The sequence below is a fragment of the Pseudobutyrivibrio sp. OR37 genome (genome assembly GCF_900113655.1).
Classification (GTDB): Bacteria; Bacillota; Clostridia; order Lachnospirales; family Lachnospiraceae; genus Pseudobutyrivibrio.
Window position 1 is genome coordinate 15,511 of sequence record NZ_FOQF01000014.1, and the last position, 14,490, is coordinate 30,000.

At 42.4% G+C, this 14,490-nt stretch carries 8 protein-coding genes; 6 read left to right on the forward strand and 2 right to left on the reverse strand.

Annotated features, from left to right (window positions below; genetic code table 11):
• The first annotated feature begins 10 nt into the window (after positions 1–10).
• From BM097_RS08355 to BM097_RS08375, 5 genes are all read left to right on the forward strand, one after another.
• Entirely contained in the window at positions 11–502 is a 492-nt protein-coding gene (locus BM097_RS08355) for a hypothetical protein (protein ID WP_090548013.1), read from the forward strand.
• 11 nt (positions 503–513) lie between these two features.
• On the forward strand, positions 514–4,038 hold the full coding sequence (locus BM097_RS08360) for a rhamnan synthesis F family protein (RefSeq protein WP_177197414.1): 3,525 nt from the start codon (positions 514–516) through the stop codon (positions 4,036–4,038).
• 42 nt (positions 4,039–4,080) lie between these two features.
• Complete coding sequence (locus BM097_RS08365; protein WP_090548018.1) at positions 4,081–6,528, forward strand: glycosyltransferase family 2 protein; 2,448 nt, start codon at positions 4,081–4,083, stop codon at positions 6,526–6,528.
• Between the two features lie 116 nt (positions 6,529–6,644).
• Complete coding sequence (locus BM097_RS08370; protein WP_090548020.1) at positions 6,645–7,889, forward strand: nucleotide sugar dehydrogenase; 1,245 nt, start codon at positions 6,645–6,647, stop codon at positions 7,887–7,889.
• Between the two features lie 175 nt (positions 7,890–8,064).
• Positions 8,065–9,273, forward strand: coding sequence for a class I SAM-dependent rRNA methyltransferase (locus tag BM097_RS08375; protein WP_090548135.1), 1,209 nt, complete (start codon positions 8,065–8,067; stop codon positions 9,271–9,273).
• Between the two features lie 62 nt (positions 9,274–9,335).
• Here the strand turns inward: BM097_RS08375 and BM097_RS08380 are convergent, their stop codons facing one another.
• Together BM097_RS08380 and BM097_RS08385 are read right to left on the reverse strand one after the other, a co-directional pair.
• Positions 9,336–11,561 carry a hypothetical protein gene (locus BM097_RS08380; RefSeq protein WP_090548023.1) on the reverse strand — a complete coding sequence of 742 codons (2,226 nt, stop codon included), beginning with the start codon at positions 11,559–11,561 and terminating at the stop codon, positions 9,336–9,338.
• A gap of 140 nt (positions 11,562–11,701) precedes the next feature.
• Positions 11,702–12,778, reverse strand: coding sequence for an NAD(P)H-dependent flavin oxidoreductase (locus BM097_RS08385; RefSeq protein ID WP_090548026.1), 1,077 nt, complete (start codon positions 12,776–12,778; stop codon positions 11,702–11,704).
• Between the two features lie 158 nt (positions 12,779–12,936).
• On the opposite strand from BM097_RS08385, the gene BM097_RS08390 reads away from it, so the two are divergent.
• Complete coding sequence (locus tag BM097_RS08390; protein ID WP_090548028.1) at positions 12,937–14,490, forward strand: M15 family metallopeptidase; 1,554 nt, start codon at positions 12,937–12,939, stop codon at positions 14,488–14,490.

The following is a 14,490-nucleotide window of genomic DNA, read 5'->3' on the forward strand; positions in this document are numbered from 1 at the left end:
GGGAGTGCCTATGATTCAAGAAAAATATAACAGGGGTATTTTTGATGAGGGAACTGAAGAGGCGATAGAAAACCTTTCTCACCTTAGGAGCAATGTACTATCTCCTGTAGGAATTAAAAAGGGTGATAGAGTGCTAATCATCGAGCCAGATTGTCAGGCATTGGTTGAATGGCTACAGGACGAGGTGCAGGCACAGGCAACTGTTGGTACTGCAGATGATTTGGTAGATATTAAAGGAACATTTAATTATATCATAAACCTTGGAAGTCTTGTCGAAACACCTTCCGTACTAAAAGAAAAGCTGTCTGCAGATGGCAAGCTGGTATATGCCTTGCCACAAAAGCTTCGCATGGCAGATTTTGCCAAAAAGCTTTTAAAGGAAGCAGGCTTTAATAATATAGAGACCTATAGGGTCAGCCCTGATTACATGTTTACAACAGAGATATATGCAGAGGATTATATAGGGGGTGGAGCAGGCGACTATCTGCTCATTGCTAAATAATGGAACGATTATTGTACGAAAAGCTTTCTAATGAACGCAATCCCAAATACAATATCATCACAGATATTGTGGAGCGAGATGGTAAAAGGGTAGTTATCAAACGCCCTTACAGTGAAGAGGCAAAACCACATATTAATAGAGTTTATGACTGTTACAGAGGCTTGCAGGAAGTTTTGCAAGGCTCTGCTTTTTGCGTAAATGAGAGTAAGTTTGTGGAGAATTCTATCGAAAGCGAATTCCTTGAAGGAAGCCATATCACAGCAGCAGATTCACAGGAATACATCGAAGCTGTTAAGAATGCCTACATGAAAAATGCCAAGGAATTTGAATCAAGTCCAGAGTTTGAAAAAGTCTTTGGTCAGGTTGATTTACCACGTGGAATCCTTGCAAGCAAATACTTAGATGTAGATTTAATTTTTGATAATATCATTAAAACAGATAAAGGTTGGCAGATAATCGACTACGAGTGGACCTTCGATTTTCTGGTTCCAATCAATTATGTATTTTATCGAGCTAGCAAGTTCAGTGATTTGCCAGAGCACATGGTAGAGATATCTGATGCCGAAAAGGCAGTATACCAGCAGATGGAAAATCACTTCCAGTCTCAGTATATTTTCAAGGATGTGAAGAATCTCCACGAGCTTAGAGAGCATGCAGGTAGCCGTAGCAAGACTAGCGCAGATTTTGCTCTGGCAAGCCGTGACTATCAGATAAAGCAGCTTCAGGAACTGATAGCTGCAAAGGATGTTCACATCCGTAACATTGAGGCCAATCTAGAGCAGATCAAGACTATCTACGACAACACAGTTAATACTAGAGGCTATCAGGCACTAGAGAGCATAAGAGCCTTCAAGTCCTTCCTGTCAGGTAAGGATACTCCAGCACGCCAAGCCAAGCGAGCTGCTAAGACAGAGGCAAAAAGAGCCAAGCAGGCGGCCAAGGAAGCCAAGCGTTTGGCGGCTAAGGGCGAGCCAGAGCCTAGCATCGCTATCCACCTACATTTATTCTATGTGGATTTGTTGCCAGAGTTCGTTAGCTATTTTTCAAATATGCCATACAGCTTTGATTTATACATCTCCTGCCAAGAGGATGCTAATGTTACTGAAATTAAATCAGGATTAAAGGAACTAAAAAAGGCTAAAACAATCGATATTCGCCCTCTACCAAACAGAGGTAGAGATTTAGCTCCACTGTATGTTAAGTTTGCAAATGAAATATTAAATCACGATTATTTTTTACATATACACAGTAAGAAGTCCCTATACTCAGGTCAGGAAAAGGGTGGCTGGCGTCAGTTCTCCCTAGAGCTTCTATTAGGTTCTGAGGACAAAATCAAAGGGATTATTGATTTGTTTAAGAATGGTAACGCCGGAATTGTCTACCCAGATATTCAGGAGGAGGTTCCTACAATAGCCTACTCATGGCTTGCCAATGAAGGCCTTGGAAGACAGCTTTTTGCTGAATATGATTTAGGCGATATGCCATCAGTTTTCAACTATCCAGCTGGTTCCTTCTTCTGGGCTAGAACAGATGCGTTGCGCCCATTGCTAGAGCATGGCTACACCTACGAGGATTTTCCTAGGGAAGCAGGCCAGACAGACGGCACTCTTGCCCATGCCCTGGAGCGTATTCTTCCATTTGTTTCTAGGAAACAGGGATATGATGATTACATTTTGTATCTAAACGATTCAGATACAGTTAAAAATAAAAGCTTGAGACCTTTCTACAGCATCTTCAAGATGGACAAGGAGATTCTTACAATGAAGCTTGGGGCTTATGAGGTGGTATCCTTCGATATTTTCGACACCCTTGTAACCCGCGGAATCTTCGAGCCTGATGATGTGTTTACACTTATGGAACAAATCATCCAAAACAAATACGGCAAAAAGGTTCATTTCCTTAAGATTAGAAAGGCCGCAGAGGCCGAGGCTGTTAAAAAGTACGGCCCAATGACTACACTAGATAAAATCTACGTTGAGGTTTCAAAGGATAAGACTATCGGAGATATTGCTCAGGATATCAAAAAGCTTGAGGTAGATCTTGAAACAAGGCTTTGCATGCCACGTAAGGACATGGTTGATGTGTTCAACACACTGAAGGCTATGGGCAGACATGTAATCCTTGTCAGCGACATGTATCTTAACCGTGCCCAGATGGTGGGAATCCTTCATAAATGCGGTATCGGAGGCTATGATGAGCTGATTATTTCCTGCGAGGTAGGAGCCAGAAAGGATGACGGAAGCATGTGGGATATGTTGCTTTCTAGCATCAATCCAGCCGGCTTTATCCATGTGGGAGACAATTTCCGCTCTGATTCACAATTCCTTATGGACAGAGGCGTTGCCAGCCACGTAGTGCTTAGCCCTAAAGCTATGCTTGAGCTTTCAGATTTTTCATATCTTAAGAGCTTCGGCAAGGAAAGCATTGCAAATTCACTCATGCTAGGTCATGCACTAAACGGCGGTATCTTCAATTCGCCATTCGCTTATGGTGATGAAGGACAGCTTCAGTTCAAGGATAATTACGATTTTGGCTACACCACTATGGGACCTCTTATGGCCCGCTTCGTTCAGTGGATTGTAGAAAATAATAAAGAGACAGGCGAGGCACTATTACTTCTTGCCAGAGAAGGCTATCTGTTGGAGCAGATGCTGAAGGATTACTGCAAGAATCGTTCAGTGGAAATGCCAGTGGCACATTATTTCCTTACATCTCGCCGAGCAGTTGCGGTGCCTGCCCTTGAAAATGATGAAGATATTCGTGAGCTTTTACGTCAGAAATATCTTGGAAGCTTTAGCAATCTTTTGGATGAGCGTTTCGGAATCAGCCTCCATGAGGGACAGGAGGATGTTCAGATTACCTACGAAACCAGCCAGGATGAGCTGATGAATCTTATCGCAGACTACAAGGAGGAAATCCTAGCAAAGGCGGCGGTTGAAAAGAATTCATATATGAACTATGCAAATGAATTGATTGGTTCCGCTTCCGATTTGGCAGTTATCGATGTGGGATTTTCGGGAACCATCCAGTACTTCCTCATGAAGCTTACCGGCAGGGATATTGCAGGTCACTACTTGGCTCTTCATTCCAACAAGCCAGAGCGCATCGGTGGCAGAGCAGATGCTATCTTCGAGATAAAGGATGCCAGCAAAATCGGCGAAAGCAAGCTGCTTAGATACCAGCTGTTTTTGGAGAGCGCCCTTAAAGCTCCAACAGGCCAGCTTATCAATTTCACCATGGAAAACGGCAAGCCACAGCCACATTACAAGGATGATGATTATGTCAGCCAGGATGTGAAAAGGCTTCAGCAGGGTATTTTGGATTTTGTTAAGCAGTTCGCAGAAAGCACCAAAGATACAAAAGATGGGCTTTTAGCTGATACAAAACTTGTAGAAGATTTATTCTATGATATAATTGCAGACGGTACATTAACGGAGGAGATTGCCGAAAGCCTCACAGTGGAGGACGGCTACAGCCGCGGTGGTGTACAGAAGTTTGATGTTAAAGCAGGAACCTGGAAAGTGGCTTCCCCTTGAGGGGAAGCTGTCACCGAAGGTGACTGATGAGGTGTATATACAATGAGAGATACTTTTAATGTGGTATTCATCAGATATCACTTAACCAAGAAAAATACATTATTATTCCAGGGCTTTTATCCTTTTGACAATCCAAAGGGATATGAGCTTGTAGCTGAAATGAACGGCCAGCCTTACAAGATGGACATCACCATCAACGAAGGTAACGAGGTTCGCCGCCGCTACATTGCAGCTCACAAAAGTGTTTCCAAGGAATACGTTGGCGAGATAGAGCTTCCAGCAAACCTTAAGGAGGTTAAATCTCTTAAGCTTGTTTGCGTGTTGGGCGATACAAAGAGTGTTGTCTACAAGGCTACAGGCCGCGACCTTGAAAAGCTTAAAAAAGAATACGAATACAATTTGGAGCGTGCTGCGGTTACAGACGACAAGATTCAAATCTTAGGCTGGGCCATCGGCAATGTTCCAGAGGAATTCCATTTATATGATGGCAACACAGAAATCCCAATTTCTGTTAAGCGTATGTTTAGAAAGGACGTTTACGGCGTTTATCCTGAGCTTACCGAAAAGTGCGATTCTGGTCTTGAGATTGTTTTTGATAAGGGCAACTATAAAAAGCTTCGCCTTACAATCACTGCAAATGGTCAGGTTTATGATTGCAAGGTTGATACAGAGCATGTCCTTACTGGTGGCAATCTTCTTCCAAAGAAGAGTCTATGGGAGCGCATCGAGCTTTACCGTCAGGACAATGGTCTTGGCGCAACTATCAAGCACGCCATCGACAAGTTCAAGGATGCTGATGCACCAAAATATACCTACATGGATTTCCTTACAAGCTTTGGTCCTACAGATGTAGAGCTTCAGCGCCAGAGAGATGAAAAATTCGATTACAATCCAGTGATGAGTATTGTAATTCCACTATACAAAACACCAGAAAAATATCTGGTAGAGCTTATCGATTCAATCATCGCCCAGACATATCCTAACTGGGAGCTTTGCCTTGCAGATGGCAGCGGTGATGATTCAATCGGCAAATTCATCGAGAAGAAATACGGCAAGGAAAGCCGAATTAAATACACATTGCTTTCAGACAACCTAGGTATTTCTGAAAACACAAATGCAGCCATTGCACTTGCAACAGGAGACTACGTGGTGCTTTCCGACCACGATGATACATTAGCTCCAAACGCTATGTACGAATGTGTTGCAGCTATCAATAAGGACCGCGAAATCGATGTGCTTTACACAGACGAGGATAAGATTTCCATGGATTCCAAGGAATACTTCGAGCCAGTGTTCAAGCCAGATTTTAACCTGGATTTACTTTGTTCAGTTAATTACATCTGCCACTTATTCATTTTCAAGAAGGAATTATTTGAAAAGGTTGGCGGATTCAACAAGGAATATGATGGAGCACAGGATCACGATTTAATTCTTCGTTACTGTGAGGCAGCTAAAAAGGTTCATCACGTTCCAAAGGCACTCTACCATTGGCGCAGCCATGCAGCATCTACAGCCATGAGTGCAGAAAGCAAGCTTTACGCTTTCGATGCAGGAGCCAAGGCTGTGCAGGCTCACTATGACAGATTAGGCATTCCAGCTACAGTTGAGCAGGATACGTTCTATGGATGCTACCGCACCACCTACAACTGGGGCAAGGAGCCACTTGTTTCAATCATCATCCCTAACAAGGACCACACTGATGATTTAGACAAATGTATCAAGTCAATCGATTCAAAGAGCACTTATAAAAATATTGAATATATCATCGTTGAGAACAACTCTACAGAGCCAGAAACCTTCGAATACTACAAGAGCATTGAAGGACGCGAGGATGTAAAGATTGTTCGCTACGAGACTCCGGGCTTCAACTTCTCTGCAATCAACAACTGCGGAGCAAAGGTTGCCAAAGGAGAAATGTTCCTACTATTAAATAACGATACAGAAATCATCAACGAGACCTGCATCAAGGAATTGGTTGATGTTTGCCTTCGTCCAGATGTTGGCATCTGCGGAGCGCTTTTATATTATCCTGACAACACAGTGCAGCACGCAGGTGTTGTAATGGGAATCGGCGGTATCGCTGGCCACACCTTTGTTGGCCTAGAGCGAAGCGAGCCAGGCTACATGTTCAGAGCCGTAACTACTCAGGATCTATCAGCAGTTACAGCCGCATGTCTCATGGTTAGACGTGATGTGTTTGAGGAAGTAGGCGGCCTTACAGAAGACCTTGCAGTTGCCTTCAACGACGTGGACTTCTGCATGAAGGTTCGCGATAAGGGCTACCTTGTAGTCTACAATCCACACGCCGAGCTTTACCACTACGAATCAAAATCTCGTGGCTACGAAGACACAGGCGAAAAGGTTGCCCGCTTCAATTCGGAAGTAGAAAAGCTAGAAAAATACTGGCCAGACATCCTAGAAAAAGGCGACCCATACTACAACCCAAATCTATCAATATTAGATGGTTGGTATCGCCTAAAGGAAGAATAGTGGCTTCCCCCTCTGGGTTGCTAGGCTCCAGTGGAGCCTGTTCAGCAACGACCGAGCCGGGAGGCGAGACAAGCTGTCAGCGAAGCTGACTGATGAGGGTAAAAAGGAGTAAAAATATGAATAGAAAAATTGCAGTAGCCGGCACCGGCTACGTAGGACTTTCAATTGCTACACTTTTAGCACAGCACAACCACGTAGTAGCAGTTGACGTAATTCCAGAAAAAGTAGAACTAATCAACAACAAAAAGTCTCCAATCGTAGATCCAGAGATTGAAGATTATCTTGCAAACAAGGAGCTTGACCTTGTAGCTACACTTGATGGCGAAAGCGCATACAAGGAAGCAGAATTCGTAGTTATTGCAACACCTACAAACTACGATAGCACAAAGGATTATTTTGATACATCAGCTGTAGAGGCAGTTATCGAGCTTGTACAGAAGGTAAATCCTGATGCCTTTATGGTAATCAAGTCTACAATTCCAGTAGGCTACACAAAGAGAATCCGTGAGAAGATGGGTTCAGATAAGATTTTATTCAGCCCAGAATTCCTTCGTGAATCAAGAGCCCTTTATGATAATCTTTACCCAAGCCGTATTATCGTTGGTACAGATGAAAAGGATGAGGCTCTTACAAAGGCTGCTCATGAATTTGCGGCACTTCTTCAGGAGGGCGCAATCAAAGAGAACATCGATACTCTTGTAATGGGCTTCACAGAGGCAGAGGCTGTAAAGCTTTTTGCTAACACATACCTTGCACTTCGTGTCAGCTACTTCAACGAGCTTGATACTTATGCAGAGACAAAGGGCTTGGATACACAGGCAATCATCAAGGGTGTTTGCCTTGACCCACGTATCTCAGACCAGTACAACAACCCATCATTTGGCTACGGCGGATACTGCTTACCAAAGGATACAAAGCAGTTACTTGCAAACTACAACGATGTGCCACAGGAGCTTATCCGTGCTATCGTTGAATCAAATAGAACACGTAAGGATTTCATTGCTGATCAGGTTCTTAAGAAGGCAGGCTACTATGGCTATGCTGATTCAAACCAGTACAGCAAGGACGCTGAAAAGGAAGTAACAATCGGTGTATATCGTCTTACAATGAAGTCAAATTCCGATAACTTCCGTCAGTCATCAATTCAGGGCGTAATGAAGCGTGTAAAGGCAAAGGGCGCAACAGTAATCATCTACGAGCCAACCCTTGAAGACGGTACAACCTTCTTCGGCTCACGTGTAGTAAATGACCTTGGCAAGTTCAAGGCACTCAGCAACGCCATCATCGCCAACCGCTACAACTCATGCCTCGACGATGTCCGCGACAAGGTCTATACCAGAGATGTATTTTCTCGTGACTAAGCAACTTTTTAATTTTAGATGAGGCATACTCACAGTCTTGGCGAGCGCAAGGAGGAGGGCCCCATGGAAAGCAACAGAGGGGACCCACGCCGGCGGGGAGTTTCTGTTGCTTTCCAATGGGAGGTGGCCTCCGGGAGCATGAAAACCTAGGTGTATGCCGGAGTATATTATAATTATGGAAGCAATTGTAACATTAAAAAAGGGCGAAGGCCGCACTATTAAGGCGGGCGGAGCCTGGATATTCGACAACGAAATAGATACAGTAATGGGCTCCTTCGAAAACGGAGACATTGTCATCGTCCACGACTTTGATGGCTACATGATGGGCCGCGGCTTCATCAATACCAATTCAAAGATAAGAGTGCGCATGATGACTCGCGATAAGGAACAGCTTATCGACGACGATTTCATTGCCATGCGTGTGAAGAACGCCTGGGAATATCGTAAATCCGTTTTGCTAGAGAAGGATTTGAATTGCTGTAGAGTGATTTTTGGCGAGGCAGATTTCTTGCCTGGTCTTGTAATTGATAAGTATGCTGATGTGCTTGTGGTTGAATCACTGGCACTTGGCATTGATAGATTTAAGGTGCAGATTGTAGAGCATCTTAAAAAGCTTATGGCTGAGGATGGCTATAACATCCGCGGAGTTTATGAGCGTAGCGATGCAGCTGTTCGTAAGAAGGAAGGCTTGGCACCATACAAGGGCTTTATCGGTGCAGAATTTGATACCGATGTGGAGATAGTAGAAAACGGTGTTCATTACATGGTAGATGTGGTGAATGGTCAAAAGACAGGTTTCTTCCTTGATCAGAAGTACAATCGTCTTGCTATTCAGCGTTTGTGCAAGGGTAAAAAGGTACTTGATTGCTTTACCCACATGGGAACCTTCGCGCTTAACGCAGGTATTGCTGGCGCTGCAGATGTAACAGGTCTTGATATATCAGAATTCGCTGTATCTCAGGCCACAGCAAATGCAAAGCTTAACGGATTAGATTCTACTGTAAAGTTTAGACAGGCAAACGTCCTTGATGAACTTCCAAAGCTTGCAGAGGCTGGAGAAAAATATGATGTAGTAATCCTTGATCCACCAGCATTCACCAAATCCCGAGAGGCTACAAAGAACGCCATGAAGGGTTACCGTGAGATTAACATGAAGGGCTTAAAGCTAGTAAAGGATGGCGGTTATCTTGCCACTTGCTCATGCTCACATTTCATGACACAGGATTTATTTATAAAAGTAATCGGCCAGGCTGCCAAGGCTGCTCACAAGCGCCTTCGTCAGGTTGAGTTCCGCACACAGGCACCAGACCACCCAATACTATGGGCTGCAGATGAAAGCTATTATCTTAAGTTCTTAGTGTTCCAGGTTGTGGATGAGAAATAAAAAGAGGCAAAAAGACACTGCATAAACCTTGATAGTTTATGCAGTGTCTTATTATTTATGTATTATTTTGCTCTTTGCAGAACTACAAGGATACCGTCTCTGTATGTTTCATTTATATCCTTTTCCCAGAAATAACCATTGTAAGAGTAGTATGAAGATTCACATGTTTCTTTTGCATTCTTTTCTTTCATGTTAATTCCATTGTAGGTTCTGCTAACAAAACCATGGCCTTTACCACGACCACTGTGACTTGAAGCTTTTTGAGTTTTAAGTGTTGAGAGAAATGCTTTTCTATCAGTATTCTTAATTGGTGATAAATCGAAGCCAATCTGGTCTAAATATTCTTCCATTGTTATACCCATGCCATTAACATGCTGCTGAAGCTTATTTATTTGCTCAACGGTTAGAGCAGAGTGTGATTTAAGTGTTTTTTCATTAGTCTTCTCAGATTTCTGGGTATAAATCTTAGTACTAAGCTTAATTTCATTAAAGCCAGTATTTGTCTGTTCTACAAATACAGTTCTGTCCTGACTACTGTATTGCTTTACGGCATCAACGATTCCGTATTTTGCCATTTCTATATCAGAATTTTTGTTTCCAATAAATGCGTATGTTACAAGCTTTTTCTTGGCTTCAATTTCATTCTTGTTTGCCTTAACCTTCTTGCAAAAGGCTTTTTTTTCTTCGCTAGTTAAAGCTTCAATTTCTTCATCTGTAAAGTTGGCAACTTTTTCGTGAACATTTAATACTTCCATCAAAACATTGCAGTTTAGAGCAAAGTCCTTAATTCTTGACTGAATCTGTCCCGCAGATTTATCTATGGCTTCGCCGGAGAACATTGAAGTCTCCTTATTGTAATCATAGAAGAGCTGATATAAATTACGTCTGTTAACATCTGAGTTAGTGCCTTTGTCACTCATTGAACCAAGAATTCCAGCAGCATCGTTCAGTCTGGTAAAAATACTTGCACTGCTGTTATACCATTGGTCGGGTGTACCAATCTTTTTAGCTATATTTATAAGCATAGAGGTTTCGCTTTCTGAACCATTTTTATATTTCTCCTTTTCACCGTAATACTCTTTTGCAAGTGAGGAACAACTACTTGAAAATGCATCTAAAGACTGACCACATACACTAATAGCATTTACAATAGCCTCACAGCGTTTGTTAGATGCTAGGAGCTGTTCCGTTTTATATTGATTTTGATTCAGCTTCTCCATAATTGGATCTTTTTGTGCTGGTGAATCTAAATGCATGGCCTTCATAAGTAAATCTTTGACAGTACCGCCAATTAAAGAAGAACCTGGCATTTTAGCAATAGCTTTGTCTAAGACAAATGAATAAGCCTTTTTTATGATTTCAGGTACCTCGCCTGGTTTTTCATCCGCTACAACAGCCTCGGTAGAGTCGGTAGAATCAGCGTGTTTAGCGATTATACCTGTACCATCGGTATTAAGGCTGCTGAAGAATGTAAGTACCTCATCTAAAGTAGCAGATTCTTCAATTCTCTTAGCTTCCTTTAATTCATTTAAAGTCTTGTTTTCGGACTTAATGATTTTTGCCATTTCATCGGCAGAATAATTATTAGTTGCCTGTTCAATGCCTCTATCATAATTGGTATCAGTCCATGTACCGTCAGCGTTGTAGGTACGTACAGAAACCAATCTATCTGGAATTTCTTTGTCTTCAAAACCATCAGCTTTTACACTGGTGCCATCTATTTTAGAAATAACTGGAGCGTGGATAATGAAGCCAGGCATAACAACTTTTTCTACGAAGGTTCCATCAGTATTGTAAATACGTTCTACGGTTTCTCCAGTTTCTCTCTTATAAGTGCGAACACATGCGCCATCCACAAGTTCTTCCTTAACAAAAGTATCAGTGCACTTTACAGGATTATCCTTCTCCATTTTTTCTATTAATGCATGGATTGTATCAGCAGCTACAATCATAGGATTATCATCAGAAAGAATCTCATCAGCAACAGCTTCTTCATTGGCTGCATCCTCAGGCGCAACATCATCAGCATCATCCTCAGGAGTGATTAATGATGGCTCCTGGGTAAACTCAATGTCTATTGCCTCGGCTGTATCTGATTCAACAGAAGCATCATCAAATATATCAGCAATTTCGGTTGGAAACTCTTGCTCCTCACTTTCATCAATTGTAACAACCTGAGCCGTAGGCTCTGCCTCAGCAGCAAATGCGATGGATGTCATACTAGACATTGACATTATGGCGGCCAGGCCACCAGCGAATAACCTAACTTTTAAAAATCTCTTTTTCATTTACTCATACCTCCAAATGTTAAAACGTATTATTTGTTTATCGCTTAAGCTTGTCTTGTTGATTATGATAATAGGAGGTGTTATATCACAAAACTGTCACAGTAAAAAAAAGCCCCGTAAATTCGGGGCTTTCTGAGAGTCTAGCAGGAGCTTAGATTGGCGGTGCAATCTGTTAAAAGCTCATTGATGAGTGTTTTTACTGGAACAATTTCTTTCACTTTAGAGGCGTTTTCGCCACAGAAGAACAAGCCTTCCTCACGATTGCCTTCAACTGCAGCAATAAGAGCGCGGCTGATGCAGTATGGCACTTTATCGCCTTTAGGGCATGCGGTTAGGCAGTTATTGCATCTTTGAGCAAAGAAGGTCTTGCCCTTGTTCAGGTTATCCAGCAGTGGGGTATATACGGCTCGCGCTGGCATACCTACAGGACTTTTGATAATTTTTATATCCTCTGGCTTGGAATCAACAATCACTTGTTTGAAGGTATTCGAGGCATCACATTCATCAGTGGCGATGAATCTGGTGCCAATTTGAACACCGTCGGCGCCGGCCTTTAAAGCATCTGCCATATCTTTTCCTGTGAATATGCCGCCACCAAGAAAAACTCTGATTTTCTTATGGAACTTTTCCTCAAAAGGCTTTATCACTTCAAGCACTTCTTTCAAAATATCCAGATTTTCCTGACAGTTATCTTCATCAAGATTCTCTCTGGAAAAACCTAGATGTCCGCCAGCCTTGTGACCTTCTATTACAATGAAGTCAGGAAGAACGCCAGACTTTTGAGAGAATGTCTTGCATAAAAGCATGGCAGCCTTTTTGCTGGAAACGATTGGCGCAAATAGAGTATTGGTGTTTTTGACAAGCTCCGCCAGCTTTAGAGGAAGCCCTGCACCAGAAATGATAGCATCTGCCCCAGCGGCAATTGCAGCTTTTACAGTTTCCTCGTAATGACTCACTGCAACCATGATATTTACGCCTATAAGGCCTTTGCCTCCAGAAATCTCTTTGGCTTTTTTGATATGCTCCTTCAATGCACGGATGTTAGCTTCAAATGGGTTCTTCAGAAAATCAGGCTCTTTAAAGCCAATGTTTACAGAACTGATAACACCCATGCACCCTTCTTTTGCCACATTACCCGCGAGCTCAGATAGGGAAACGCCAATCCCCATTCCACCCTGAATAATGCCATGTTTTAATTCTTTTCCATTAATATTCATGTCTCATCTCCATTAAACAATGTTAGAATATTTTAACTAAGTCATTTGAATAATACATATATGGAAGATAAATGTCAATTATCTAATTAAAAATATTTAGTAGAATTTTTGATAAAAATTATTACTTTTGTTATCATTAGGACGAAGGAAGGCGTATTATGAAAAATCGAATTAAATTTTTAGCATTAATAATGACACTGATGTTGACTGGCTGCGGTGAGATTTCGGCCAGCTCGGATTACGGCGTGTACATCGGGGCAGAATACAGCGAACTGCCAGAGGATATAAGCTATGACACGCTTGTGATAGATGCGCAGTATTATTCTTCAGAAGAAATTTTGTCTTTAAAGGAAAGCTGTGGTGAGATTTATTCATATCTAAACATGGGCTCTGTGGAAAGCTTTAGGGATTACTATGATGATTACAAGGACATCACCACAGCACCTTATGAAAACTGGGATGACGAGCGTTGGGTGGATGTGAGCAATCCAAAATGGCAGGAATTTATCTTAAATGATTTGGCCCCACAGCTTATCGAAAAAGGCATAGATGGATTTTTTGTTGATAACGTAGATGTCTATTACATCGATCCACGAGAGGAGATATATCAGGCTTTGACAGATATGCTATCTGGATTGAAAGCTACTGGTAAGACTGTCATTGTAAATGGCGGCGACTCCTACGTCTTACGCTATCTGGATGAGAATGACACTCTGTCAGCAGTGATAGATGGAGTCAACCAGGAGAGTGTCTACACCTCCATCAACTGGGAGGAAGGCACCTTCGGCGAAGCCACCACCGAGGACAACGAATACTTCCTGGACTACTTGGAAAGAGTAAGCGACGCCGGAGGAGAGGTATATCTCTTGGAATACACCACCGACGAAAAGCTAGCCCACTATATCCGGGATGAAGCCGATGCCCTAGGCTACCATGTGTATGTATCACCTACCCTTGAGTTAGTGCCTGTGACAGAATCTGGAAAAGATGTAGAGCAACAATCAGCTTCAGGCCTAGAAAAGCAAACGCAAATAAACAAAGATGCACCAGAAAAACATGAGCAACTAGATAAATCCAATATAGACAACACTACAGGGGAAGAAAGAATGACCACAACAAAAGTTAAAGACACAACCAATTTCTACGGAATAAAATTCACAGCCGACAGCGACATATTCGCAAGGATAAAGGGAAAGTCCTACAAGGATGACTGCACAATAGCGCTGGAGGATTTGAGATATCTGCATGTATTGCATGTAGGCTTTGATGGTCAGACCCATGATGGGGAGATTATCTGCAACAAAGCTATAGCGGAGGATTTGCTGGAGATATTTGAACAGCTTTACGAAGCTGGATACCAGATAGAAAAGATTAAGCTGGTGGATGAATACAATGCTGAAGATGAAGCATCAATGGCAGACAACAATTCCTCAAGCTTTAATTTCAGATTCATCAGTCACACCACAAAGATTTCAAAGCATGGAAGTGGGATGGCGATAGATATTAATCCACTCTACAATCCATACATCAAAACAGTTAATGGAAACCTAAACATAGAGCCAGCCAACAGCACCCCATACGTAGATCGCACGGCAGATTTCCCACACAAGATCGACGAAACCGACCTGGCTTATCAGCTGTTCATCGCCCACGGATTCAGTTGGGGTGGAGCATGGAATTCATCAAAAGACTATCAGCATTTCGAAAAATAA